This is a genomic window from Geodermatophilus sp. SYSU D00691 (assembly GCF_054050275.1).
The window spans coordinates 117,982-143,118 of record NZ_JBJGYZ010000006.1 but is presented as its reverse complement, the minus strand read 5'-3'; the positions used below and the strand labels follow the sequence as shown (position 1 = coordinate 143,118).

Annotated in this window: 22 protein-coding genes; 11 read left to right on the top strand and 11 right to left on the bottom strand. The window is 76.4% G+C overall.

Going from position 1 to position 25,137, the window contains the following annotated elements; all coding sequences use genetic code 11:
- Window position 1 precedes the first annotated feature (1 nt).
- The 4 genes from ACI797_RS06515 to ACI797_RS06500 form a co-directional block, all read right to left on the bottom strand.
- Complete coding sequence (locus tag ACI797_RS06515) at window positions 2-1,672, bottom strand: alpha-amylase family protein (protein WP_456857716.1); 1,671 nt, start codon at window positions 1,670-1,672, stop codon at window positions 2-4.
- Entirely contained in the window at window positions 1,669-2,658 is a 990-nt protein-coding gene (locus tag ACI797_RS06510) for a TIGR03885 family FMN-dependent LLM class oxidoreductase (RefSeq protein WP_456857714.1), read from the bottom strand. The genes ACI797_RS06515 and ACI797_RS06510 overlap by 4 nt, the downstream gene beginning before the upstream one ends.
- A gap of 66 nt (window positions 2,659-2,724) precedes the next feature.
- Entirely contained in the window at window positions 2,725-3,066 is a 342-nt protein-coding gene (locus tag ACI797_RS06505; protein WP_456857712.1) for a hypothetical protein, read from the bottom strand.
- Window positions 3,067-3,162: 96 nt separating this feature from the next.
- Window positions 3,163-3,810 carry a hypothetical protein gene (locus tag ACI797_RS06500; protein ID WP_456857710.1) on the bottom strand — a complete coding sequence of 216 codons (648 nt, stop codon included), beginning with the start codon at window positions 3,808-3,810 and terminating at the stop codon, window positions 3,163-3,165.
- Between the two features lie 30 nt (window positions 3,811-3,840).
- On the opposite strand from ACI797_RS06500, the gene malQ reads away from it, so the two are divergent.
- The 5 genes from malQ to ACI797_RS06475 are packed head-to-tail and all read left to right on the top strand — an operon-like array spanning window position 3,841 to window position 7,477.
- Window positions 3,841-5,688 carry a 4-alpha-glucanotransferase gene (malQ, locus tag ACI797_RS06495; protein WP_456857845.1) on the top strand — a complete coding sequence of 616 codons (1,848 nt, stop codon included), beginning with the start codon at window positions 3,841-3,843 and terminating at the stop codon, window positions 5,686-5,688.
- Between the two features lie 49 nt (window positions 5,689-5,737).
- Window positions 5,738-6,022: a hypothetical protein gene (locus ACI797_RS06490; protein WP_456539691.1), complete on the top strand. Its 285-nt coding sequence runs from the start codon at window positions 5,738-5,740 to the stop codon at window positions 6,020-6,022.
- A gap of 30 nt (window positions 6,023-6,052) precedes the next feature.
- Complete coding sequence (locus tag ACI797_RS06485; RefSeq protein WP_456857708.1) at window positions 6,053-6,253, top strand: hypothetical protein; 201 nt, start codon at window positions 6,053-6,055, stop codon at window positions 6,251-6,253.
- Window positions 6,253-6,654, top strand: coding sequence for a hypothetical protein (locus tag ACI797_RS06480; RefSeq protein WP_456857706.1), 402 nt, complete (start codon window positions 6,253-6,255; stop codon window positions 6,652-6,654). Before ACI797_RS06485 ends, ACI797_RS06480 begins: the two co-directional genes overlap by 1 nt.
- A 25-nt stretch (window positions 6,655-6,679) precedes the next feature.
- Window positions 6,680-7,477 (top strand): DUF998 domain-containing protein, encoded by a 798-nt coding sequence (locus tag ACI797_RS06475; RefSeq protein WP_456857704.1) that lies wholly within the window; start codon window positions 6,680-6,682, stop codon window positions 7,475-7,477.
- Here ACI797_RS06475 and ACI797_RS06470 read toward each other — a convergent pair.
- Window positions 7,474-8,478 carry an Acg family FMN-binding oxidoreductase gene (locus ACI797_RS06470; protein WP_456857702.1) on the bottom strand — a complete coding sequence of 335 codons (1,005 nt, stop codon included), beginning with the start codon at window positions 8,476-8,478 and terminating at the stop codon, window positions 7,474-7,476. The two genes, ACI797_RS06475 and ACI797_RS06470, sit on opposite strands and share 4 nt — an antisense overlap.
- Before the next feature lie 106 nt (window positions 8,479-8,584).
- Here ACI797_RS06470 and ACI797_RS06465 point away from each other — a divergent pair, with 106 nt between their 5' ends.
- Entirely contained in the window at window positions 8,585-9,034 is a 450-nt protein-coding gene (locus tag ACI797_RS06465) for a pyridoxamine 5'-phosphate oxidase family protein (protein ID WP_456539686.1), read from the top strand.
- Here the strand turns inward: ACI797_RS06465 and ACI797_RS06460 are convergent.
- The 3 genes from ACI797_RS06460 to ACI797_RS06450 form a co-directional block, all read right to left on the bottom strand.
- Entirely contained in the window at window positions 9,025-10,218 is a 1,194-nt protein-coding gene (locus ACI797_RS06460) for an amidohydrolase family protein (RefSeq protein ID WP_456857699.1), read from the bottom strand. The genes ACI797_RS06465 and ACI797_RS06460 overlap by 10 nt on opposite strands.
- Window positions 10,219-10,235: 17 nt before the next feature.
- Window positions 10,236-11,153 carry a DMT family transporter gene (locus tag ACI797_RS06455; RefSeq protein WP_456857697.1) on the bottom strand — a complete coding sequence of 306 codons (918 nt, stop codon included), beginning with the start codon at window positions 11,151-11,153 and terminating at the stop codon, window positions 10,236-10,238.
- Window positions 11,154-11,253: 100 nt separating this feature from the next.
- Window positions 11,254-11,997: an SDR family oxidoreductase gene (locus tag ACI797_RS06450; protein ID WP_456857695.1), complete on the bottom strand. Its 744-nt coding sequence runs from the start codon at window positions 11,995-11,997 to the stop codon at window positions 11,254-11,256.
- Window positions 11,998-12,055: 58 nt separating this feature from the next.
- Between ACI797_RS06450 and ACI797_RS06445 the strand changes: the two genes are divergently transcribed.
- From ACI797_RS06445 to ACI797_RS06425, 5 genes are all read left to right on the top strand, one after another.
- The gene (locus ACI797_RS06445; protein WP_456857693.1) at window positions 12,056-13,060 is read left to right on the top strand and encodes a radical SAM protein; all 1,005 of its coding nucleotides are present in this window, start codon (window positions 12,056-12,058) and stop codon (window positions 13,058-13,060) included.
- A 70-nt stretch (window positions 13,061-13,130) separates the two neighbouring features.
- The gene (locus ACI797_RS06440; RefSeq protein ID WP_456857691.1) at window positions 13,131-13,544 is read left to right on the top strand and encodes a hypothetical protein; all 414 of its coding nucleotides are present in this window, start codon (window positions 13,131-13,133) and stop codon (window positions 13,542-13,544) included.
- Window positions 13,525-14,469 (top strand): prolyl aminopeptidase, encoded by a 945-nt coding sequence (gene pip, locus ACI797_RS06435; RefSeq protein ID WP_456857689.1) that lies wholly within the window; start codon window positions 13,525-13,527, stop codon window positions 14,467-14,469. Before ACI797_RS06440 ends, pip begins: the two co-directional genes overlap by 20 nt.
- Before the next feature lie 65 nt (window positions 14,470-14,534).
- Window positions 14,535-16,112, top strand: coding sequence for a helix-turn-helix domain-containing protein (locus ACI797_RS06430; RefSeq protein ID WP_456857687.1), 1,578 nt, complete (start codon window positions 14,535-14,537; stop codon window positions 16,110-16,112).
- Window positions 16,113-16,136: 24 nt separating this feature from the next.
- On the top strand, window positions 16,137-19,388 hold the full coding sequence (locus ACI797_RS06425) for an ATP-binding protein (protein ID WP_456857686.1): 3,252 nt from the start codon (window positions 16,137-16,139) through the stop codon (window positions 19,386-19,388).
- Window positions 19,389-19,394: 6 nt separating this feature from the next.
- On the opposite strand, the gene ACI797_RS06420 is transcribed toward ACI797_RS06425, so the two are convergent.
- From ACI797_RS06420 to ACI797_RS06410, 3 genes are read right to left on the bottom strand one after another with little or no spacing between them, the layout of a single operon-like run.
- Window positions 19,395-20,741, bottom strand: coding sequence for a sensor histidine kinase (locus tag ACI797_RS06420; RefSeq protein ID WP_456857685.1), 1,347 nt, complete (start codon window positions 20,739-20,741; stop codon window positions 19,395-19,397).
- Complete coding sequence (locus ACI797_RS06415; RefSeq protein ID WP_456857684.1) at window positions 20,738-22,390, bottom strand: FAD-dependent oxidoreductase; 1,653 nt, start codon at window positions 22,388-22,390, stop codon at window positions 20,738-20,740. The genes ACI797_RS06420 and ACI797_RS06415 overlap by 4 nt, the downstream gene beginning before the upstream one ends.
- Complete coding sequence (locus ACI797_RS06410; RefSeq protein ID WP_456857683.1) at window positions 22,359-25,067, bottom strand: ATP-binding protein; 2,709 nt, start codon at window positions 25,065-25,067, stop codon at window positions 22,359-22,361. Before ACI797_RS06410 ends, ACI797_RS06415 begins: the two co-directional genes overlap by 32 nt.
- Window positions 25,068-25,137 lie beyond the last annotated feature (70 nt).

The following is a 25,137-nucleotide window of genomic DNA, read 5'->3' as shown; positions in this document are numbered from 1 at the left end:
GTCACAGCAGCCGGCGGCTGCCCTCCGCGACCACCCGCAGCCAGCGGTAGCCGTAGCCGTCGAGCTGCAGCTCGGCCGCGCCCTCGTCGGAGAGGGGCGTGGTGCAGTCGCGCAGCAGGTCCTCCAGGCAGTGGGAGGCGTCGCAGCCGTCGAGGACGAGCGGCACGGTGCGCGGCTCGGCGCCGAGGTTGTGGACGGCGACCATCGACCCGTCGTCCCACCGGCACAGGTGCGCGAGCACCTCCGGGTGCGGCTGGTCCAGCAGCTCGAACTCGCCCCAGCCGAGCTCGGGGCACTCGCGGTAGCGGCGGACCAGCAGCTTGACGAACGACAGCAGCGAGTCGGGGTCGCGGCGCTGGTCGGCGACGTTGACGTGCTCGGGGGCGAAGCCGCCCGTCACGACCGGCGCGGTCAGCCTGCGGGCGCCGGCGGTGGAGAAGCCGCCGTTGGCGCCCGAGGTCCACTGCATCGGCGTGCGGACGGCGTTGCGGCCCTCGACGTCGAGGTTCTCCCCCATGCCGATCTCCTCGCCGTAGAACAGCACCGGGGTGCCGGGCAGGGAGAACAGCAGGCTGTAGACCAGGCGGATCCGGCGCGGGTCGCCGTCGAGCATGGGCGGCAGCCGGCGGCGCAGGCCGCGGCCGTAGACCTGCATCCGCTCCTCGGGTCCGAACGCCGCGAACACCTCGGCGCGCTCGTCGTCGGTGAGCTTGTCGAGGGTGAGCTCGTCGTGGTTGCGCACGAAGGTCGCCCACTGGCTGTCGGGGTCGACCGGCGGGCGGCCGGTGAGCGCGGTGGCCAGCGGGCCGGCGTCGGCGCGGGCGAGGGAGAGGTAGAGCGCCTGCATGCCGATGAAGTCGAACAGCATGGTGAGCTCGTCGCCGTCGGTGCCGCCGAAGAACTCCGCCTGCTGCTCGTGCGGCAGGTTGACCTCGCCGAGCAGCACGCCGTTGCCGGACCTGCGCCCGACCAGCGAGCGCAGGTCGCGCAGGTACCCGTGCGGGTCGGGCAGCGCGTCGGCGGCCGCGCCCTCGGTCTCCAGCAGGAACGGGACGGCGTCGACGCGGAAGCCGGACAGGCCCAGCTGCAGCCAGAAGCCCATGACCTTGGCGATCTCGTCGCGCACCAGCGGGTTGGTGATGTTCAGGTCGGGCTGCTGCTTGTAGAAGCGGTGCAGGTACCACTCGCCGGTCTTCTCGGAGAACTGCCAGACGCTGTCCTCCTGGTCGGGGAAGACGACCTCCTTCGACGTGTCCGGCGGCGGGTCGGACCGCCAGACGTAGAAGTCGCGGTAGGGCGAGTCCTTGCTGGCCTCGGCGGAGCGGAACCAGGGGTGCTTCGCGGAGGTGTGGTTGACCACCAGGTCGGCGATGACCCGCATGCCGCGGTCGTTCGCCGTCCGGATGACCTCGACCAGGTCGCCGTGGGTGCCCAGCCGCGGGTCGACGCCGTAGAAGTCGGTGATGTCGTAGCCGTCGTCGCGCTCGGCGGTCGGGTAGAAGGGCATCAGCCACAGGCAGGTGACGCCCAGGTCGGCGAGGTGGTCGATCCGCTGGGCGAGGCCGGCGAGGTCGCCGCAGCCGTCGCCGTCCCAGTCCATGAACGTCTCGACGTCGAGGCAGTAGACGACGGCCGTCTTCCACCACAGGTCACTGGTGTCGGTGATCCTCACTGCAGCGCGACCGCGGGCAGCGGCTGGTCGACGTCGAGCTGCGGGAGCACGTGCTCGCCGAAGGCGTCGAGGAAGCCGCGCTGCTCGATGCCGACGTGGTGCAGGTAGATGGCGTCGAAGCCGAGTTCCTGGTACTCGGCGATCCACTCGGCGTGCTGCCCGAGGTCGCTCGAGACGCGGACGACCTCGGCGATGTGCTCGGGGCGGACGTGCTGCGTGGCCTGCTCGAACGACTCGGGGCTGTCCAGGTCCCACGCCAGCGGCGGCCCGATGGCGCCGCTGCGCCACTGGTCGAAGGCGATCGAGAGGGCCCGCTGCTCGTCGGGGTCGTAGGACAGGTGCACCTGCAGGGCGGCGGTGCCGCGGCCACCGGCGTCGCGGTAGGCGGCGAGCATCTCCCGCAGCTTGTCGTGCGGCTGGTTGATGGTGACCAGCCCGTCGGCCCAGTCGGCCGACGCGCGCGCGGTCTCGACCGAGACGGCGGGCGCGATGAGCTGCGGCATGGTCTCGGGCAGGGTCCAGATGCGGGCGCGGTCCACCCGGACCAGGCCGTCGTGGGAGACCTCCTCGCCGGCCAGGAGCGCGCGGATGACCTCGACGCACTCGCGCAGCCGGGCGTCGCGGACGTGCTTGCGGGGCCACACGTCGCCGGTGATGTGCTCGTTCATGGCCTCGCCGCTGCCCAGGGCCACCCAGAACCGGCCGGGGAACATCGCGTCGAGGGTGGCGATGGCCTGGGCGATGATCGCCGGGTGGTACCGCTGGCCGGGGGCGTTGACCGCGCCGAACGGCAGCGACGTCGTCGCCAGGGCGGCGCCCAGCCAGGACCACGCGAAGCCCGAGTGCCGCTGGCTGGGGTTCCACGGCGCGAAGTGGTCGCTGCACATCGCCGCGGTGAAGCCCACCTCCTCGGCGTGCCGGGTGGCCTCCAGCAGCTGCGCCGGGTGGACCTGCTCGTGCGAGTTGTGGAAACCGATCACGCTCACCGGCTCTGCCTACCGGCAAACCGCCCGGTCCGCAGGGTGCGGTGCGCAGTGCAACCACTGCCGAGATCACGTGATCTCGGCAGGCGGGCGCGTTCCGGCCGCTCCGGCGACCCGGCGGTTGTGCCACGCCACCACGGCGGCCTGCCCGACCCACGCGAGGAGCACCGTCCCGGCGAAGAGGCCGAGGAAGCCGGCGTCGGTGGCCGCGAGCCGGCCGGCGCAGAACGACACGAGGAAGACCCCGGCGGCCAGCGCGGCGAGCGACCACCACCGCGCGGGGCCCGTCGGGCGCTGCGGGACGAAGCCCAGGCGCGGCACCGGTCGGCCCCGGTAGACGGACGTGGTCGGGAAGACGCACAGGAAGAGCAGCACTCCCCCGGCGGTGAGCCCGGCCCATTCGAGCGCCATGCCGCCAGTGTCGCGCGACGGGGCCGGCGGAGGCGAGATCGGCGGTGTCCCACGCTTTCCCCCGCCGGAGCGTGCGAGAGCGCCGATGTCGCCGGGTCAGGCCACGAGGTCGGCGACGCGGGCGGGGTCGGTGACGACGTCGAGGTGCCCGCCCCGCCCGTCGCCGGCGACCGGCCAGCCGCGGCTCGCGGCCGCCGCGGCGTCCTCGTCGTAGGCGGCCGACAGCTGGACGTAGCGGGCGCCGTCCTCGGGCCAGGCGCCGGGCAGCGGGACGGCGACGTCGTAGAAGTCCGCCGGCAGCTCGTGGCCCTCGGCCTCGATGGCGGCGCGCAGCGCGGGGTCGCGCACCAGCCCGGCGAAGGCGCCCGGCCCCCACCACGTCGTCCACTCGGCGATCCGGCCGTCCCGCACGAGCGGCGCCACCAGCTCCCGCACCCGGGCCGGCGGCGCCGTCGCCCCGGACCGGGCCGGCACCGGGGCGTCGAGCCACACCACCTCCCGCGCCCCGACGGCGGCGGCGATCGCCGGCAGCGTCGGCCCCGCGCCGGAGAAGCCGAGGACCACGTCGGCGGGGCCGGTCGCGGCCGCGGCGGTCCAGCGCGTCGGCCAGTCCGCGGCGACGTCCACCGCCGCGCGCAGGTCGGGCACGGACACGGCGTTCCCGCGGGTACGCAGCTCCGCCGCCAGCGGCCCCAGCGTCGCCGGGCCGAGCAGCGGCGGGTGGACGAGCAGCCAGGAGGACATGTCGCCATCCTCACCCTCGTCGCTGCGGGCATGGACCGGCCTCGACGGGGCAAGGTGCGGGGCATGACGCCGACGACCGACGCGTGGGGCATCGACGCCACCTGGCTGGACGCACTGGACGAGGAGCACGAGGTCGCGCCGTCGACCATCGAGCGGCTGCGGGAGATCATCGGGCAGCCGCCGGCCGACCTCGAGGACCGCGCCCCGATCGTCGCCCGGCCCGGCGACCCCCTCGAGGTCGACGACGCCGAGGTCGTCTGCGAGGACGGCGAGACCCGGCACGTCGACGGCGTCCTCCCCGGCGACTTCCCGCTCGGCTACCACCGGCTGCGCACCCCCGACGGGCGCGAGCGGCGGCTGATCGTCTCCCCCGGCCGCTGCTGGCTGCCCGACGAGCGGACCTGGGGCTGGGCGGTGCAGCTGTACGCCACCCGGAGCCGCGACAGCTGGGGCATCGGCGACCTCGGCGACCTGCGCGCGCTGCGCAAGATGGCCGCGCTGCAGGGCGCGGGCTTCCTGCTGATCAACCCGCTGCACGCGGTCGCGCCGACCACCCCGCAGGAGTCCAGCCCGTACCTGCCGGCCACCCGCCGCTTCCGCAACCCGCTCTACCTGCGCGTGCCCGAGGTGCCCGGCGCCGGCAAGGCTGACGTCGGCGACGCCGGCGACCTCAACGCGGGCGAGCTCATCGACCGCGACGCGATCTGGGCGCGCAAGCGCGCGGCGCTGCGCCGGGTGTTCGACGCCGCCGGCCACGACGACCCCGCCTTCCCCGACTGGTGGTGGCAGCAGGGCCAGCCGATGCAGGACTGGGGCACCTGGTGCGCCCTCGCCGACGAGCACGGCCCCGACTGGCACACCTGGCCCGAGGAGCTGCGCGACCCCCGGGGGCAGGCGGTCCGCGACTTCGCCGCCGCCCACGAGGGGGACGTCGCCTTCCACGTCTGGCTGCAGTGGTGCCTGTCCCGCCAGCTGGAGGAGGCCGCGCACGGCATGACGGTGATCCAGGACCTGCCGATCGGGGTGGCCGGCGGCGGCGCCGACGCGTGGACCTGGCAGGACGTGCTCGCCCAGGGCGCGAGCGTCGGCGCACCGCCGGACGCCTTCAACGCCCAGGGGCAGGACTGGGGCTCGCCGCCGCTGGTCCCCTGGCGGCTGCGGCTGGCCGACTACGAGCCGTTCGTGCAGTCGATCCGCGCCACCATGGCCGGTGCCGGCGGCCTGCGGATCGACCACGTGATGGGCCTGTTCCGCCTGTGGTGGGTGCCGGCCGACGGGAGCGCCGCCGACGGCGCCTACGTCCGCTACCCCGCCGAGGACCTCCTCGACATCGTCGCCCTGGAGAGCTTCCGGGCTCAGGCGCTCGTCGTCGGCGAGGACCTCGGCACCGTCGAGGAGGGCGTGCGCGAGGCCCTGGCCGAGCACGGGATCCTCTCCTACCGGCTGCTGTGGTTCGAGGAGGACGACCCCGCGCAGTGGCCGGAGGCGGCGATGGCGGCCGTCACCACGCACGACCTGCCCACCGTGGCCGGGCTGTGGACCGGCGCCGACGTCGAGGAGCAGCGCGAGCTGGGCACCGGCAGCGCCGAGGAGCTGCAGAGCGGCCGGCTCGAGTTGATGGGCCGGATCCCGGGGGTGGGCGGCAACGCCCGGCCGGACACCGCGGTCCGCCGTGCCTACGAGCGGCTCGCCTCGGCGCCGAGCCTGCTGCTGTCGGCCACCCTCGAGGACGCCGTCGGCGAGGTCCGCCGTCCCAACATGCCGGGCACGACCGAGCGGCCCAACTGGTCGTTGCCGCTGCCCGTCCCGGTCGAGGAGCTGCCCGGTCACCCGCTGCTGCGGGAGATCGCGGACACGCTCGCGGCGCGCCGGAGCTGAGTCGAACGCACGTTCGACCGCGTGCCACACTGCCGGGGTGGCGGGCGGCATGAACCGGGGGGCGGGGCGGTCACTGGGCGAGCGGGCGGCCGAGTCCGGCGTCCGGCCGGACCTGCCCGCGCCGCCGTCGGCCCGTCCCCGGCAGGACGCCGAGGGCCGGCACTGCTGGGTGCGCGACCCGCCGGAGTTCCCCGGCACGTGGCCCGGGCTGCTCGTCGAGTGGCGGCAGCGGGACGGCGTCTGGCAGGGCCGGGTCGCCTTCACGGTGACCGGCCCGCACGGCGCGGCGCTGGTGGAGGCGTGGCTGCCGGCGTCCCGCCTCGAGCCGCGTTAGCTCCGCCGCCGTCCGGGCTATGGCCTGATCATGACCACACCCGACCGACCCACGCTCGACGACGTCATGGAGCCCACCGAGTCCGCCCCGCCGGACCACAGCCAGCACGCGAAGGGCTACGACCGGCCCAACGACGAGGCGCTGCAGCACCGCACCGAGCAGGAGCGGCAGCTGGTCGGGTCCGACGACGCCGACCCGGCCGGGGCCGAGGACCACTCCGCCACCGACTGATGGGAGCCCGGCTGGCGGCCGGCGACGTCGCGTGCTGGTTGCTGAAGACCGCGACCACGGCCGTCAGCTGGGCACCGGGGACGACGCACGAGCTGCGCCGGTGCGTCCGCCCCTCCTACCGGCTGGGCCTGGTCCGCCCCGGCCGGCCCTGCCTGCTCTGGCGCAGCGGCCGCGACCGGCCGGGCGTCCACGCGCTCGGCGTCGTCGCCGCCGAGATCGAGGACGACGCCGGCGGTCCGGTGCTGCCGGTCCGGCTGACGTTCCTGGCCGAGCCGGTCGACCGGGCCGAGCTCCTCGCCGACCCGGCCTTCCGCGACGCCGAGGTGCTGCGGATGCCGACGGGCAGCAATCCCTCGTGGCTCACGGCCGCGCAGTACGCCGCCGTGCTCGCCCGGGTCTGACAGCCGCCCCTGGGACCATGGGGCCGTGACCGCGAACCGGCTCCGCAACGGGGCGCTCCTCTGGCTGCTCACCCTGCAGTTCTTCGTCGTCGAGACGATCGCGCAGCTGCGGTGGCCCGGTTCCTACTCGCGCGTCGACCAGGTCATCAGCGACCTCGGCACCGCCCTCTCCCCCGCCCGCACGCTGATGAACGCCTCCTTCGTCGTCCAGGCCGCGCTCATCGCCGGCGGCACGCTGCTGCTCGCCCCGGCCCTGCGCGGCACCGCCGGCGCGGTGGCCCGGGTGCTGCTGTGGATCTCGGCGGCGGGGGTGCTGCTGGTCGGCGTCTTCCCCTCCGACGGCAACTCCGCCCTGCACGCGGTCGGGGCCGTCGCCCACCTGCTGGGCGGCGGGATCGCGCTCATCGCGCTCGCCTACGCCGTCCGCCGGCGGTCGGAGGCGGTCGGGACGGCGCTCGCGCTGCTGGGCCTGGTGGGCACCGGGCTGACGATCTTCTTCTTCGCCGGGGTCGTCGAGTGGCTGGGCGAGGGCGGCACCGAGCGGGTCGGCGCCTACGTCATCCCGGTCGGGCTGGCCCTCGCCGGGGTGGCGCTGTGGCGGTTCGGCGCCGACGGTGCGGCGGACCCCCGGCGGGCGGAGAAGGAGCGGGAGCGCGCCGAGCGGGCCGAGGAGGCCCGGCGGCGCGACGAGGCGCTGGAGGCGGCGGCCGCCCGGCAGTCCGCCGAGCGTCGCTCCCCCGAGGCGGCCGACGCGACGGCGGCCGACGAGCCCGACGACCCCGAGGACCTGTGGGCGGCGCCCGAGCGGGAGGACCGCCGCTAGGCGATCGTGAGGACGTCGGACACCGGCCGCCGGCCGCTGGTCGGCGGGGTGAGACCCGCGGGCGGGTAGCCCATGCGCAGCAGCATCTGCGGGTAGCCGATCAGCGACAGCCGCCGGCGCAGGCGGGTGCGGGCGGCCGGCCAGTCCAGGGCCTGGGTGAGCGGGGAGGCCACCAGCCCGGCCGTCGTCGCGACGAGGAGCACCCGGCCGAGCGCGCGCCCGGCCTCGAGCCACGCCGTCCGGTCGTCGTTCTCGCTGCCCATGAGGATCACCGTGGGCCGTTCGACCTCCGGCGGCGGCGCGTCGGGGTCCTGGGCGGCGCGGAACATCGCGTGCTCGTGGGAGCCGATCGCGAAGTCGCGGACCAGCCAGTTCGACGGCCGGTCCCGCGGGTCACCGGCCGGCACGGCCTCCACCGGCACGCCGTCGACGGCCGACGGGTCGGTGCGCATCCAGGTCTCGAGCTCCTCGAGGTAGGCGGGGTCGCCCTGCTCGGCCTCCTCGGCCTGGGAGAGCAGGAAGACGGTGGCGGTCTCCTCCTCCTCGCGGTCGATGACCTTCACCCACAGCCCGTAGCCGCCGGCCTCGCGCTGCAGCCGGTCGAGCAGTTCGGCGGGGACGGCGCGGGGCTCGAAGGCGGCGCGCACCGTGTGCCGCTGCGGGATGGCGTCGGCGAGCGCGCGGTCCTCGTCGCCGGGCTCGGCCGGGCCGGTCACGCGCAGGCTGGCCAGGTGGTCCTCGTCGGCCGGGTCGGGCAGCAGGTCGACGTCGACGGCGACGCCGGCCGCCCGCAGCGCGACCTCGGCGAAGGCCACCGCGGTGCCGCAGCTGATGACCTGCTGGCGGCGGCTCGGATCGAGCACGGGCAGCGCCCGCTCGGGGTCGTAGCGGACGTCGAGCCGGTCGGCCGCGGCGGCGAAGCGCCACGGCTGCGTGTTGTGGATGGACGGCGCCCGCGTCGCGGCGCCGACGACCTGCGCCCAGTCGATCTCCTGCACCATGCCAGCCTGCCTCCCGCGTCGATCGGCCCTGCCGGGTCCTAGGTCCCGGACCATCGTTCCAAACCGCCCGGGTGTGGAGTGCCGCACGGGCGGTCAGGATCGGGTCATGACGAGCGCCGGATCGCTGGACGTCATCCCCGTCGACGAGTGCTACGAGCTGCTGGCCGGCCACGAGGTCGGCCGGCTCGGCGTCGTCGCCGGGCACTACCCGCTGATCATCCCGGTCAACTACGGCATGGACGGCCGCACGCTGGTCATCCGCACGCACCCGGGCACGACGCTGACCGCGGCCGCGCACGCCAACGTCACGTTCGAGGTCGACGACATCGACCGGGTCACCCGCAGCGGCTGGAGCGTCCTGGTGCGCGGGCTGGCCGAGGAGGTCGGCCCCGAGCACCGGCCCGGGCTGGTCGAGCGGACCCACGCCACCGGCGTCCAGCCGTGGGCCCCCGGCGAGCACGGCAGCTGGCTGCGGGTCATCCCGCACGAGGTGACCGGCCGGCGCATCGTCCCCGGGCAGCTGCCGTGGGGGGTCGACGACCGCGCCTACCTCTGAACGGCGCCGGCCCTGATGACCACCCGGGGCGCCTCGTGCCGGGCGAGCAGGTCGACGGTGCGGGTCGCGTCGTGCACCAGGAGGTCGGCCGGCCCACCCGCGCGCAGGCCGTAGCCGTCCAGCCCGAGCACCCGCGCCGCCGACGTCGTCACCAGGTCGAGCAGCACCTCCTGCTGCGGCCCGGAGCGCATGTCGAGCAGGTGCGCGGCGAGGAAGGCGACCTCGAGCAGGTTGTGCCGGCCGAAGGGGTAGAACGCGTCCTCGATGTCGTCCTGGCCGAGCGCGACGGCCACCCCGGCGGCCAGCGCCCGCTCGACCGGCAGGGCCACCGAGCCGGTGTGCGGATCGCTGACCAGCCCCAGCCCGGCCCGCCGCACGAGCCCGAGCGCCGCGGCCTGCCGGTCGTCGTCGTAGTGGCCGAGCGCGCGGGCGTGGCAGGCGACGCCGCGCCCGGTCAGGCCGTGCCGCAGCATCGCCTCGGCGAGCATGCCCGTGGTCTCGTACGCGGGGTCGGGGGCGTCGTCGGTGAGCATGGCGACCCGCAGGCCGCGGCGGGCGGCGAGCGCGCAGGCCCACTCGACGTGCGCGCGCTGGTCGGCGGCCGTGGCCTCGATCCACGGGATGCCGCCGACGACGTCGGCGCCGAGGTCGAGGGCCTGCTCGACCAGCTCGGCCGCCCCGGGGTCGCGCAGGACGCCGTCCTGCGGGAAGGCCACGACGCGGACGTCGACCCGGCCGGCGAACTCCTCCTTGGCGGCGAGCACCGCCTCCACGCCGACCAGGCCGGCCGCGGTGTCGACGTCGGCGAAGGCCTGCACGTGCAGCACGCCGTGGCGTGCGCCGTCGGCCAGGGCCTGGCGGACGTTCGGCAGCAGCCGCTCGACCGTGTAGTGCCGCTTCACCTCGCTGGCCAGGTCGATCGCGGCCGCCGAGCCGGCCATGCCGGCCTCGGTGTAGGCGCGCAGCGCCGCGTCGCCGGCGAGCGGCAGGGTGCGCACCTTGTCCAGGTGCAGGTGCGCGTCGACGAACGGCTCGGTGACCAGGCCGCCGTCGGCGGCGACCACCTCGGCGCCGGGCGGCACCGGCCGCTCCCCCGTCGGGACCACGGCGGCGACCGTGGCGCCGTCGCAGTGCACGTCGACGACGTCGCCCGACCGCAGCCGCGCCTGCGTGACCACCAGCACGGCCGGATCCTCGCAGGTCAGGCCGCGGCGGCGGTCTCCTGGGGCACCGGCTCGGGCCGCGGGCGGGTCCGGCGGCGGGAGACCGCGACGCCGGCCAGGCACACCGCCCCGCCCACGACCGCCAGCGCCGGCGGCACCTCGCCGAGCAGCAGCCAGCCCATGAGGACGACCAGCGGGGGGACGACGTAGGTGGTGACGCCGAGCTTGCCGGCGTCCATGCGGGCCAGCGCGTACGCCCAGGTGCTGAACGCCAGCGCGGTGGGGACGACGCCGAGGTACACCATGCCGGCGATCGACCCGGCCGAGGCGCTGCCCAGCTCGTTCACCAGGACCCCGCTCCAGGGCAGGCAGCAGACCGCGCCGATCGCGCAGGCGGTGGCGGTCACCTGCAGGCCGGGCAGCCGGCGCAGCACCGGCTTCTGCGCCACCACGCCGATCGCGTAGGTGAGGGCGGCGACCAGGCAGAGGAGGACGCCGAGCAGGTCGGCCTCCGCGCCGCGGGTGGCCACGCCGATGAGGACGACGCCGGCGAAGGCCACGGTGATGCCGACGACCAGCCAGCGCGGGAAGCCCTCGCCGAGGAACAGGCCCGCGAAGACCGCGATCAGGATCGGGCCGATGTTGACCAGCATCGCCGTCGTGCCGGCGTCGAGGTGGTGCTCGGCGGCGTTGAGCGCGACGTTGTAGACGCCGAACCAGCCGACGCCGCAGAGCACGAGCAGCCGCCACTCGCCGGCGGTCGGGCGCACCCAGCCGCGCCGGGCCAGCAGCAGGCCGAGCACCAGCGTGCCGACCAGCAGCCGCCCGAGGGCCAGCGCGCCCGGGGAGAGGTCGTCCCGGACGCCGCGGATGCCGATGAACGCCGACGCCCAGGCGACGACGGTGACGGCCACCGCGGCGAGGACGGGGGCGGTGCGGACCGGTGCAGAGCTCACGGCCGGACCCTAGGCGGCGGCACCGACGGTCCTCCGGCGGTTTCCGGACGCGCACGTCGCCCTGGCGGATCCGCTGCGGAGGTCGGCAGTTCCGCTGCGGTCAGCCGTGCAGGTGCTCGGCGTACGTGCGCCGGCCCCGCTCGCCACCGGTCGGCAGCGCGGCACCCTCGCGCAGCGCGGCGCTGAGCTTGCCCGGGAGGGGCGTGGCGACGACCCGCGCCCCCGGTTCGCGGGCGGCGGCCCACGCCCGGGCGAGGTCGGCGACCGCGACCTCCTCCGGCCCGCCGTACTCGACCACGCCGCCGGACGGCGGCCGGCCGACGAGATCGGTGACGTGCGCGGCGACCTCGCCGACGTCGACCGGCTGGACCCGCCAGCCCATCGGCACGGGCAGCACCGGCCCCCTGCGCGCCGACGCCAGCAGGCCGTCGGCGACGTCGTGGAACTGCGTGACCCGCAGCAGGGTCACCGGCAGACCCGACGCCAGCAGCACCTGCTCGGCGGCGAACTTCGCCCGGTAGTAGCCGTAGGGGATCCGGTCGACGCCGACGCAGGAGACGAGGACCAGGTGCCGCAGCCGGTCGCGGTCGAGGGCCTCGACCAGCCGCCGGGTGCCGGCGACGTCGACCTGCCAGGCGTTGCGCGGATCGGTGGCCGCGTGCACGACCACCTCGGCGCCCCGGACGGCCGCCGGCAGGTCGCGGCCGGTGGCGAGGTCGGCGCGCACCCCGCCCGGCCCGGTGCCGCGCCGCGACATCTGCCGCACCGTGTGGCCGGCCCCCTGCAGGAGGGCGATCAGCCGCTGTCCGAGTCGTCCGGTTCCCCCGGTGACGAGAACGTCCACGCCCCGCAGTCTGGCCGGACGGGGAGCGGTCGCGCACCCTCGGGGCCACGATGTCGGGATGACGGTCCCTCTGGCCCCACCGCTGCCCCGTCACCTCCAGTTCGAGGTCACCTCGGCCTGCAACCTCTCGTGCGCCATGTGCCTCGTCAGCTACCGCCCGCGGGTCGACAAGGCGGCCGGCGCCCTCCCGCTGGAGCTGTTCCGCCGGGTCGTCGAGGGCACCCCGGGCCTGACCCGGGTGACCCTGCAGGGCCTGGGGGAACCCCTCCTGCAGCCGCACCTGGTGGAGATGGTGGAGCTGGCCACGGCCCGCGGGATCGAGGTCGGGTTCAACAGCAACGCGATGCTGCTGACGCGGGCCCGCGCCGAGCGCCTGGTGGCCGCCGGCCTGGCCTGGCTGCACGTGTCGCTGGACGGCGCGACCGCGGCCACCCACGAGAGCATCCGCGCGGGGGCCGACTTCGCCCGCACCACGCGCAACCTGCGCGGCCTCGTCGAGGCCCGGCGGGCGGCGGGCGCGACGAAGCCGTGGGTGCGCGTCGTCTTCGTGGCCATGCGGCGCAACGTCGGCGAGCTGCCGGCCCTGGTCCGCCGCCTCGGCGACTGGGGCGTCGACGAGCTGCACGTGCAGGGGCTGTCGCACGACTTCGCCGACACCGACCCGGCCGGTGACTACGCCGGCATCCGGGCGTTCGCCGCCGCGGAGTCGCTGGCGGGCGCACCGGACGGGGCCGCCGAGGTGTTCGCCCGGGCCGCCGAGGAGGCCGCGCGCGCCGGGGTGCGGCTGCGACTGCCGGCGACCGAGGCGGCGCCGGCCCGCCGGGAGCCCGGGCGGCCCGGCTGCACCTGGCCGTGGGAGGCCGCCTACGTGACCAGCTCCGGCACGGTCCAGCCGTGCTGCATGGTCATGGGCAGCGACCGGGTCTCGATGGGGTCGCTGGCCGACGACGACCTGGCCACCGTCTGGGCGGGGAAGGCGTACGCCGACTTCCGCGCGGCGCTGACGACCGACGAGCCGCCGGACGTCTGCCGCGGCTGCTCCCTGTACCGCGGCACGTTCTGAACCGGACGGCCGGCCCCGCGGCGACGGCGTGTCGACGAGCCGACACGCGCCCTCGGCCACGGTGCCCGCCGTGATCGTGATCGCGGCGGTCGTCGCGTCCGTGCTGCTCGCCGCCCTCGCGGTGCTCCAGGTGGCGCTCGCGGCCGGCGCCCCGCTGGCCTGGGACGGCCGGCACCGCGTCCTGCCCCGGGGGCTGCGGATCGCCAGCGCCGTCTCGCTCCTGCTGTACGCGCTCCTCGCCTGGGCGATCTGGGCCGCGGCCGACCGCGCCTCGGAGGTCGGCGACCACCGGCCCGACCACCCGCTCATCTGGGTGCTCACCGCCTACTTCGCCGTCGGGGTGCTCGCCAACGCGATCTCGCGCAGCCGCCCGGAGCGCTTCGTGACGACACCGGTCGCCCTGGTCCTCGCCCGCTGCTGCCGGACGATCGCGCGCCCTGCCCTGAACCCGGCAGGATGGTGCCGTGGCCCGCACGCCGGCTGACCCCCACGACCAGGGCGAGCTCGCGGTCGGCGACGGCAACCGCGTCCACTGGGAGGTCAGCGGCAACCCCGACGGGCGGCCCGCGGTGCTGCTGCACGGCGGTCCGGGCAGCGGCACCTCCCCCGGCATGCGCCGCTGGTTCGACCCGGCCGCCTACCGCGTCGTCGCCTTCGACCAGCGCGGCTGCGGCCGGAGCACCCCGCGCGTCGACGACCCGGCCGTCGACCTCTCCACCAACACGACCCAGGCGCTGGTCGCCGACGCCGAGGCCCTCCGCGAGCACCTCGGCATCGAGCGGTGGACCGTGGCCGGCGCCTCCTGGGGCACCACGCTCGGCCTCGCCTACGCGCAGGCGCACCCCCACCGGGTGGCCGAGCTGGTCCTCGCCGCCGTCGGCACCACCACCCGGCGCGAGGTCGACTGGATCACCCGCGCGATGGGGCGGGTCTTCCCCGAGGCGTGGGCCCGCTTCCGCGACGGCGTCCCGCCCGGGGACCGCGACGGCGACCTGGCCGCCGCCTACGCCCGGCTGCTCGCCGACCCCGATCCCGCCGTCCGCGACCGCGCCGCGCGCAACTGGTGCGCCTGGGAGGACACCCACGTCTCCCTGGGCCCCGGCTGGTCCCCCGACCCACGCTTCGACGATCCCGTCTTCCGCGCCGTCTTCGCCCGCCTGGTCACCCACTACTGGTCGCACGCCGCGTTCCTGCCCGACGGCGCCCTGCTCGACGGCGCCGCCGCCCTCGCCGGCATCCCGGGCCTGCTCGCGCACGGCCGCCGCGACATCAGCGGTCCGCTCGAGGTCGCCTGGCTGCTGTCGCGGCGCTGGCCCGACGCCGAGCTGGTCGTGGTCGACGAGGGCCACGGCGGGCCCGGCCTCACCGACGCCGTGGTCGCCTTCACCGACCGCCACGCGGACGCGTGAGATCGGACGGGTCCGTCACAGCGTGGCGCGCGGGGCGCATCTCACATGCGAGATAGCGTGGCGGTGTGACGGTGACCGACCCTCTTCCCGACACCGCCGACGACTGGGCACCCGACAGCGTCATGCGGCGGATCGGCATCCTCGTCCGTGACGCCCGCCGCCACCGGGGGCTCACCCAGCGCGAACTCGCCGAGCGCCTGGGCACCAGCCAGAGCGCCGTCGCCCGCATCGAGCAGGGCGGCCAGAACCTCACCCTCGAGCTGCTCGGCCGCCTCTCCGGGGCCCTGGACAGCGAGCTGATCAGCCTCGGCCCGCCCACGCCGGCCGGCCCCACCCACCTCCGGGTCACCGGCGGGCACGCGCTGCGCGGCAGCGTGACGGTGAAGTCGTCGAAGAACGCCGCGGTGGCCCTGCTCTGCGCCGCGCTCCTCAACCGCGGCCGGACGACGCTGCGCAACGTCTCCCGCATCGTCGAGGTCGAGCGCATCCTCGACGTGCTGCGCTCGATCGGCGTCGAGGCCACCTGGGACGCCGCCGGCCGTGACCTCACCCTCGTCGTCCCCGACGGGCTCGACCTCGCCGGGATCGACGCCGACGCCGCCCGCCGCACCCGCAGCATCATCATGTTCCTGGGCCCGCTGCTGCACCGGGCCGACACCTTCGCGCTCCCCTACGCGGGCGGCTGCGACCTCGGCACCCGCACCGTCGAGCCGCACATGATCGCGCTGCGCCCCTTCGGCCTGCGGGTCGAGGCGCGCAGCGGCGAGTACCACGCCACCGTCGAGGCGCCGCCGGTCTGCGACCGGACGATCGTGCTCACCGAGCGCGGCGACACCGTCACCGAGAACGCCCTGCTCGCCGCCGCCCGCACCGACGGGACGACGACGATCCGCAACGCCAGCTCCAACTACATGGTCCAGGACCTCTGCCTGTACCTGCAGCTGCTCGGCGTGGGCATCGAGGGCCTCGGGACGACGACGCTCGTGGTGCACGGCCGCCCGGTCCTCGACGCCGACGTCGACTACACGATCAGCGAGGACCCGGTCGAGGCGATGAGCCTGCTCACCGCCGGCATCGTCACCGACTCCCAGCTGACCGTCTCGCGCGCGCCGGTCGAGTTCCTCGAGGTCGAGCTCGCGGTCCTCGCCGAGATGGGCCTGCGGATCGAGCGCTCCGCGGACTACCTGGCCGACAACGGGCACACCCGGCTGGCCGACCTCACCATCCGGCCGTCCGCGCTCCGCGCGCCGATCGACAAGATCCACCCGATGCCGTTCCCCGGCCTCAACATCGACAACCTGCCGTTCTTCGCGGTGATCGCCGCGCACGCGGCCGGCGAGACGCTGATCCACGACTGGGTCTACGACAACCGGGCGATCCACCTCTCCGACCTCACCCGGCTCGGCGCCAGCGTCCGGCTGCTCGACCCGCACCGGGTGCTGGTCACCGGCCCGACCCGGTGGTCCAGCGCCGAGGTCGTCTGCCCGCCCGCGCTGCGGCCCGCCGTCTGCATCCTGCTGGCGATGCTGGCCGCGAAGGGCACCAGCGTGCTGCGCAACGTCGACATCATCGCCCGCGGCTACGAGCACCTCTACGAGCGGCTGGTCGAGATGGGCGCGGACATCGAGGTCTTCCACGACTGAGGTCCGACCCCCCACGATGAGGGCGTGACTCTCGCCGGCTCCGCCGAGACGAGGCTGGCGCGTCTCCTCGAACGGCTGCTCACGGCCGCGGAGGCGTCGCTGGCCGCCGGTGACCTGGAGCCGGCCCGCGCCACCGCCGAGGAGGTGCGCGCGGTCGACCCCGACAACCGGCGGGCCGCCTCGATCCTGCGCCGGGTGGCGCGGCGGCAGCTCGGCCCGGCCGGCGAGCGCGCGCTCATGACGCTGGTGTTCGCCGACCTGGTCGGCTCGACCCCGCTGTCCGAGCGGGTCGAGCCCGAGCAGCTGCGGGACCTCTACGCCTTCTACCGCGGCGCGGCCCGCGACGCGGTCAGCCGCTACCGCGGTTCGGTGATGCAGTACGCCGGCGACGGCGTGCTCGCCGGCTTCGGCTACCCCGAGCCGCACGAGGACGACGCCCGGCGGGCCGTCCTCGCCGGGCTCGACCTCGTCGTCGCCGTCCGCGACGCCCGCACGGAGCTGAGCCGCCGCTTCGGCGTCGCCCCGGAGGTGCGGGTCGGCATCCACACCGGCCGGGTCGTCGTGACCGACCTCAGCGACGACCCCTCGGTCGCGGAGCGCGACTCGGTCGTCGGCCTCGTCCCCAACCTCGCCGCCCGCCTGCAGTCGGAGGCCGCCCCGGGGTCGGTGGTGATCAGCGACGTCACCCGGCAGCTGGTGGACGCCGACTTCTTCCTGCAGTCGCTGGGCGAGCGCGCGCTGAAGGGGATCAGCCGGCCGGTCGAGGTGTTCGCCGTCGAGCGCCCCCGCTACGCCGCGGCCCGCTTCCAGGTGGAGCGCTACCGCAAGGCCGGCCTCGTCGGGCGGGACGCACCCCGCGACCGGCTGCTCGCCTCCTGGCAGGCGGTGCAGGACACCCCCGGCACCGCCGTCTCCCCGTTCCTGGTGCTCGGCGAGGCCGGCATCGGCAAGTCGCGGCTGGTGGCCGAGGTCCTCGACCGGGTCGAGGCCAGCGGCGGGCGGGTGCTGGGGGCGGCGTGCCTGCCCTACTACGCCAACGTCTCGCTCTGGCCGATCGCGCGGCTGCTCGACCGGGTGCTCGGCCGGCTCGACGAGGGCACCGACCGGCTCGACTGGCTGGTCGACAACCTCGCCGACGCGGGGCTGGACCCCGCCCGCGCGGTGCCGTTCCTCGGCCCGCTGCTCGGCATCCCGCCCAGCCCCGAGTTCCCGGCGCCGGAGCTGGACTCCCGCGCGATCCTCGAGCAGACCCTCGACCGCCTCGTCGACTGGCTGGCCGGCGTCGCCGCGCGCACCCCGCACCTGTTCGTCGTCGAGGACCTGCACTGGGCCGACCCGTCCACCCTGGGCCTGCTCGGCCGCATCGCCGAACGCCGTCCGCCCGGCGTGCTGGCGGTGGCGACGACGCGCGACGACTCCGGCATCCCGTGGGTGGAGGCGGCCTGCGTGGTCGAGCTGGACCGGCTCGACGGGCCCGCCGCCACGCGCCTGGTCGACAACCTCGCCTCCGGCGAGCGGCTCTCGGGCGAGCAGCGGACGGCCATCATCGAGCACGGCGAGGGCATCCCGCTGTTCATCGAGGAGCTGACCCGCTCCAGCCTCGACGCGCAGCGCACCGAGCCGATCCCGCTGCGGCTGCAGGAGCTGCTCACCTGGCGGCTGAAGGTGCCCGGCATCGACCTGCGCACGGTCCAGGTCGCCGCCACCATCGGGCCCACGTTCCACCCCGCGACGGTCACGGCGGTCGTCGGCGACGCCGACGCCGTCGCCGAGCAGCTGCAGGTGCTCACCGACGCCGGCATCGTCGACCCCGTCGGCCTCCAGCCGGGCACCTACCGCTTCCGGCACGCCCTGATGCGCGACGCCGCCTACGAGACCCAGGTGCTCGACGTCCGCCGCCAGACGCACGCCCGGGTGGCGGAGGTGCTGGGCGGGCAGGGTGCCGAGCCCGCGCTCGTCGCCCAGCACCTCGACCTGGCCGGCGCCGCCGACCGGGCCGCGGGCCTCTACCTCGTCGCCGCCCACGCCGAGCAGGGCCGCGGCGCGCACGCCGAGGCGACGAAGCTGGTCACCCGCGCCCTCGAGCTGCTGGAGGGGCTGCCCGGCTCCGAGGACCGCGACCTCGCCGAGCTCAACGCCCGGCTGCTGCGCGGCCTGTCGGTCAGCTCGGTGCACGGCTACGCGGCGCCGGTGGTGCAGTCCGACCACCGGCGGGCCGAGCAGCTGGCCACCCGGCTGGGCCGCCCCGAGGTGCTGCCGGCCCTCATCGCGCTGTGGGGGTTCTGGCTCAGCAGCGGCGCCCTGGCCACCGCCCGCGGCATGTACGACCGGCTCACCGGGATGCTGACGGAGCCGGCCTTCGCCGCGTTCGAGCCGGAGGTGGAGTCCTGCGCCGGCTTCCTGGACTTCCACCAGGGCCGGCTGAGCTCGGCCGAGGAGCACCTGCGGCGGTCGCTGGCCGGCTTCGCCGCCCGGCCGGCCGAGCAGCGGGTGCTGCCCGCCTGGCCGCTGCCCAACGACCCGGTCGCCGCGGTCGCCGTCGCGCTCGCCTGCGTCTGCGCCGCCCGCGGGGCCCCCGACGAGGCAGCCCGCCACGAGCAGGAGGCCCTCCGCCGGGTGGCGGAGCTCGACGCCCCGCGCCGCACGGCCTCCGAGGCCTTCGTCACGACCTACGCCGCCTGGATCCGCCGCTACCTGGGCGACGACGAGGGCGCGGCGCGGCTCGGCGCCCGGGTCCTGGCGATCGGCCAGGAGCACGGGTACGCGCTGTGGACCGCGCTCGGCGAGGCCTGGGCCGCGAGCGGCGACCCGGACGGGCGGCCGGACCGCGCCTTCCTCGAGCGGTCCATCGGCACGCTGCGGCTGATGGGGCTGGAGGCCTTCACCGCCTCGATGCTGTGCTACCTGTCCCGGCTGGACGAGGCGGCCGGCGCGCGCGACCGCGCGGAGGAGCACCTGGCCCAGGCGTTCGAGGTGGTGCTGCGCACCGGCGAGGACCTGCACCTGCCCGAGCTGCTCTGCCAGCGCGCGCACGCCACCCTGGCCCGGCAGGGCGATGCCGAGCGGGCGGTCGCCGACCTGACCCAGGCCCTGCGGACGGCGAAGTGGCAGGGCGCCCGCACGTCCCGGCTGCGCGCCGCGCTCGACCTGGCCCGCCTGCCGGTGTCCTGCCGGCCGGAGCGCTGGCGGACGCTGCTCACCGAGGCGCGCGAGGACATTCCCGACGGCGTCGTCACCCCCGAGACCGCCGTCGCGGACGCGCTGCTGGGCCGCTGAGCGCGCTCAGCGCCGCCGGGGCAGGACGACGCGGGCGCGGGTGACGCCGTCCTCGGAGCCGAGCGTGAGCCGCCCCCGGTGCTTCTGCGCCACCACCGCCAGCGACGTCGCCAGGCCGAGCCCGGTGCCCTGCCCCACCGGCTTGGTCGTGAAGAACGCGTCGAACGCCCGCTCCAGGACCTCCGGCGGCACCGGCGGTCCGGTGTTCTCCACGTCGACGACGACGGCGTCGTCCTCCCCGCGGGTGCGCACCGTGACCGTGCCGCCCGGGTCGACCGCGGCCAGCGCGTTGTCGAGCAGGTTGGTCCACACCAGCGCGAGGTCGGCCGGCCAGCCCTGCACCGCCTGCGGCGCCGGGTCGAGGTCCTCGACCACCCGCACGCCCGGCGGCACCTTGTGGCGCAGCAGGACCAGCGCCTGGTGCAGCCCGGCGTGCACGTCGACGTCGGTCAGCGCCTGGTCGGAGCTGTAGGCCAGCGGGCGCACGCCCGACACGATGCGGGAGAGGTGCTCGGCGCCGGCCGAGACCTCCTCCAGCAGCGCGTCGACCTCGGCGGCGCGCGCGAGCGCGCGGACCGCCGGCTCCCGCCGGTCGGGGGGCAGGCCGGTCAGGGCCGGCCCGAGGTCGGCCGGCGCGACGCCGAGGCGGACCAGCTCCGGAGCGGCGCGCCAGCCCTGCTCCACGCCGGCCGTGGCGAGCACGTCGGCGATCAGCCGCTCGGCGTCGGCCCGGGCCAGCGGGTCGGCCGGCGCCGGAAGGGTTCCGGCGAGCGGCCGCAGCGGGTTGGCCGGTCCGCCGTCCTCGGCGAGGAGCGCCCGCAGCCTGGCGGCGCCGCGCTGCACGGCGCTGGCGGGGTTGTTCAGCTCGTGCAGCAGGCCGGCGGACAGCGCTCCGAGCGCCGCCATCCGCTCGTGCTGGCGCACCAGCCCCTCCTCCCGGTCCAGCCGGCGGGTGGCCGCCAGCAGCAGCGCGCGGGCCGACTCGGGGTGGGTGAGCAGCCTGTCCAGGGCCTCCGCGCCGATGCGCTGGAGGGTGCTGCGGGTGCGGGCGCGCACGGTGGCCGAGCGCGGCCGGCGGTGCGCGATGCCGAGCTCGCCGAGCAGCTCGCCGGGACCGCACACGTTGAGCAGGACCTCCGACCCGCCGACCTCGCGGCTGACCTCCAGCTCGCCGTCCAGGACGACGTACATGCCCTCGGGCGGCGAGCCCTCGGCCATGAGCACCTCGCCGGGTGCGACGGTCACGGTGCGGCTGCCGGCGGCGAGCTCGTCGAGGTCCTCGGCGGGCAGCTCGGCGAACAACCGCGAGCCGCGCAGCGCCGTCCGGACGTCGCGGTCGGGCGCCAGGGTCACCGGGTGGCCAGCCGCTGGTGCGCGAAGCGGACCGCCATGGCCCCCTCCCCCACCGCCGCGGCGATCCGGTTGCCCGACCCGTGCCGCACGTCGCCGGCGGCGAACACACCGGGCACCGAGGTCTCCAGCGGCAGCGGCGGCACCGGCAGCGGCCACGCCTCGGGCAGGGCCTCCGGTCCGGCGCCGAGGTCCATGCCGGTGAGGACGAACCCGCGCTCGTCGCGGCGGACGACGCCGTCCAGCCAGCTCGTGCGCGGGGCCTGGCCGATGAAGACGAACAGGGCCTCGGCCGCGACCTCGCGCTCGTCGGTCCCCGTGCGCAGGCGCAGCCCCTCCAGCCGCCGCGTGCCCAGCGCGCCGGCGACCTCGGTGTGGTTCTCGACCGTGATCTTCTCCGAGGCCTCCAGCCGGTCGATCAGGTAGCGCGACATGGTGGCCGCCAGGTCGCTGCCGCGGATCAGCACGGTGACCGACGCGGCGAACTGGGAGAGGAACATCGCCGCCTGCCCGGCCGAGTTCCCGCCGCCCACGACGAAGACCCGCCCGCCCTCGTGGTCGACGCCCTCGGCCCGCCCCGCGCCGTAGTAGACGCCGGCGCCGGTGAGCGCCGCCGCGCCCGGCACGTCGAGGGTCCGGTACTTCACCCCGGTGGCCACCAGCAGCGTGGACGCGCTGACCTCGCTGCCGTCGGCGAGCCGGACGACGGTGTACGGGTCGACCCGCCGCACGCCCACCACCTCGGCCGGCACCAGCAGCTCCGCGCCGAAGCGCACCGCCTGCTCGCGCGCCCGCAGCGTCAGGTCGGCGCCGGAGAGGCCGACCGGGAACCCGAGGTAGTTCTCGATCCGGCTGCTGGTGCCCGCCTGCCCGCCGGGGGCGTTGCACTCGAGGATCAGGGTGGACAGGCCCTCCGAGGCGCCGTAGACGCCGGCGGCCAGCCCGGCCGGCCCGGCGCCCACCACCACGAGGTCGTAGGCCGCCCGCTCGGCGCGCACCCGCAGGCCGATCCGCGCGGCCACCTCGTGCAGGTCGGGGTGGACCAGCACCTCGCCGTCGTCGAGCACCACCGCGGGCAGCGCGCCGGCGTCGACCTGCGCCACGTCGAGCAGCTCCCGCGCCGTCGCGTCGGTCTCGACGTCCAGCCACCGGTAGGGCACCAGGTTGCGGGCGAGGAACTCGCGGACCTCGTGGGTGGCCGGCGACCACCGGTCGCCGATGACCCGCAGGTTGGCCATCGGCGGCGGCTGCCGCCACGTCTGCAGCAGGTCGTCGAGCACCGGGTAGAGCCGGTCCTCCGGCGGGTCCCACGGCTTGAGCAGGTAGTGCTGCACGTCGGCGTCGTTGATCGCCTTGATCGCCGCGTCGGTGTCGGCGTAGGCGGTCAGCAGCACCCGCCGGGCGTCGGGGTAGAGCCGCCGGGCGGCCGACAGCAGCTCCACGCCGCTCATCCCGGGCATGCGCTGGTCGACCAGCAGCAGCGCGACCGGGTCCTCGCGCAGCCGCAGCCGGCGGAGCAGGTCGAGGGCCTGCTCCCCGGAGGCGGCCGTGTAGACCTGGTAGCGCTCGGCGTAGCGGTCGCGCAGGTCCCGCTCGACGGCGGCGAGCACCGGCGCGTCGTCATCGACGGCCAGCAGAGCCGGCTTGCTCATGACGCCTCCTCCACGGTCGGTGGGCGGTGGGGTGCACGGCCCGGCCGTCGGGGTCCCCCGACGGCCGGGCGGCGATGTCCTCGGCGGCGGCGACCGCGTCCAGCCCTGCGTCCAGGGCGGCCCAGGGGCCGGCGGCGGCGCCGGCCGCGCGCTCCCTCGGCTCGTCGTCCTCGCCGAGGGCCAGCCGGATCGCCCGGGCGAGCCGGTCGACGCGGGAGCGCCGCAGCGGCCACATGGTCACGCCGATGGCGGCGCGCGCGGCGTCCGCGGCGCCGGCTAGGCGGGCGGCAGCGCGCGGCAGGCCCAGGGCGAGGACGAGCCCGGCGAGCCCGTCCAGGCAGTTCGCCAGCCCCTCCTGGTCGCGGACCAGGCGGTGCCGCTCGGCCGAGCTGCCGAGCCGCTCCCGGGCCGCGACCAGGTCACCGGCGAGGACGGCGTCGGCGCCGAGGTGGTCGAGCACGGTGGCGACCAGGTGCTCGTCGCCGGTGGACCGGGCCAGGTCCAGCGCCTCCTGGTGCGCCAGGACCGCCGCCGGCAGGTCCCCGGCGAGCAGGGCGGCCTCGCCCCGGTGGACCAGCGCGTAGGCGACCGACCAGGCGTCGCCGCTGCGGCGCAGCGCGTCCACCGCCTCGGCGAGCAGGTCGTGCAGCTGGGGGTCCTCCGGCGGCCGCGTGCACGCGACGCCCACCAGGCCGTGCCCCAGCAGCCAGGGGTCGCCCCGGTCGCGGGCCTCGGCGACGACGGCGCCGAGCAGCGGCGCGGCGTCCTCGACCCGGCCGCCGGCGACCCGGGTGACGCCGCGCGCCCAGTGCAGCCGGGCCCGCTCCTCGGCCGGCAGCCGCCCCGCCGACGGCAGCGCCGCGGTCTGCTCGGCGACCTCGGCCAGCGGACCCAGCAGCCCGCGCGACCACCACCAGCGGGTCAGCGGCGCCGCGATGCCCAGCACCAGGTCGGCGCGGTCGTGCGCCACCGCCCAGCGCAGCGCCGCCAGCAGGTCGGCGGTCTCCGCGTCGAGCCGGGCCCGCCACAGCTTCCGGTCGGGGCCCAGCAGCCCGGTGCCGGCAGCCGCGCTGACCCCGGCCAGGTGCTCGGCCAGCCGCCGGCGGGTGGCCTCCTCCTCGCCCCGCTCCCGCAGCTGCTGGGCGGCGAACACCCGCACCAGCTCGAGCATGCGGAACCGCGGCTCCCCCTCGCCGGAGTCGGTGCCGACGACCAGGCTGTGCGCCACCAGGTCGGCCAGCGTCTCGGCGACGTCGAGGTCGCCGTCGACCGCGCCGATCGCCTCGGCGGTGTCGAGCGTGCACCCGCCGCCGCAGACCGACAGGCGGGCCAGCAGCGCCCGCTCCGCGGCGCCGAGCAGGTCGTGGCTCCAGACCAGGGTGGCGCGCAGCGTGCGCTGGCGGTCCGGCACGTCCACCTCGGGGTCGGGCAGGTCCAGCACCGGGTCGAGCGCCGCGGACAGCCGGCGCAGCAGCACCGCGGGCGGCAGCGTCCGCACCCGCGCGGCGGCCAGCTCCAGGGCCAGCGGCAGGCCGTCGAGCCGGCGGACCACCTCGGCCACCGCCGGGGCGGTCGTCTCCGTGACCGTGAACGAGGGGTCGGCGCGGCGCGCCCGGGCGGTGAACAGCTGCACGGCCGGCGCCGCCGTCACGGCGTCGTACCGCCGCTCGCCGGCGGCCGGCACGGGCAGCGGGCCGAGCGGCACGTCGTGCTCCCCGCGCAGCCCGACCAGGCTGCGGCTGGTGACCAGCAGCTGGGTGCGCGGGCAGCGGCTGAGCAGCCGTCCGAGCTCGGGAGCCGCCCCGGTGACGTGCTCGGCGTTGTCGACCAGCAGCAGCACCGCCCGCCCGGCCAGCCGGTCGGCGACCAGGTCCAGCGCCGACCGCACCCCTTCCGCCGGCACGCCGACCGCGGCGGCGACCGCGCCCGGGACCTCGGCGGCGTCGCGCACCGGCGCCAGGTCGACCCACCAGACGGCGTCGCGCTCGGCGGTCAGCACCTCGGCGGCCTCCAGCGCCAGCCGCGTCTTGCCGGTGCCGCCCGGCCCGGTGAGCGTGACCAGCCGGACGGCGGGGTCGCGCAGCAGGCCGGTGACCAGCGCGAGGTCGTCGTGCCGGTCGACCAGCGGCGCGGCCGGGGTCGGCAGCCAGCCCGGCGCGAGCCCCGGCGGGGTGCGGGGCGCGGCGAACCGCTCGGACAGCAGGACGGCGAGGTCGTCGGAGACGAGGTCGCCGAGCGAGGCGGCGTCGTCGTAGAACGTCGTCGAGGTGTCGCCCTCCGCCTGCATGCGCTCGATGAGCCCGGCCAGCCGCGGCTCGCGGCCGGGTGCGGTCCGCCGGACGTAGAGCAGCCGCGGCATGCCGGCCGACAGCTCGTACTCGTCCTCCAGGCCGGAGATCTCCATGCCGGGGGCCACCCAGCCGTAGCGCTCGCCGTAGATGCCGACGAAGACGTCGCTCTGCTCGAGGTAGGAGCGGTAGAGGTCGCGCGGCGGGTGCGTGCGGGCACCCAGCTCGAACATCACCGGGATCAGCCGCAGCCGGGTCACGGCCTCCCGCACGGCCACCCGCTCCTCGGCGAGCTCGACCATGGTGGAGGAGACGAAGACGCGCAGCCGCTGGTCCGGTGTCGGGATCGGCCGAGCGCCCTCGGCCGCGCCGGGCGGCGGTCCGACCACCGGCCCACCTCCCGCGGGTACGCAGCGGCGTGGTGACCGAGGAGCATACGGAGAGGTCGGGGGGCCGGAT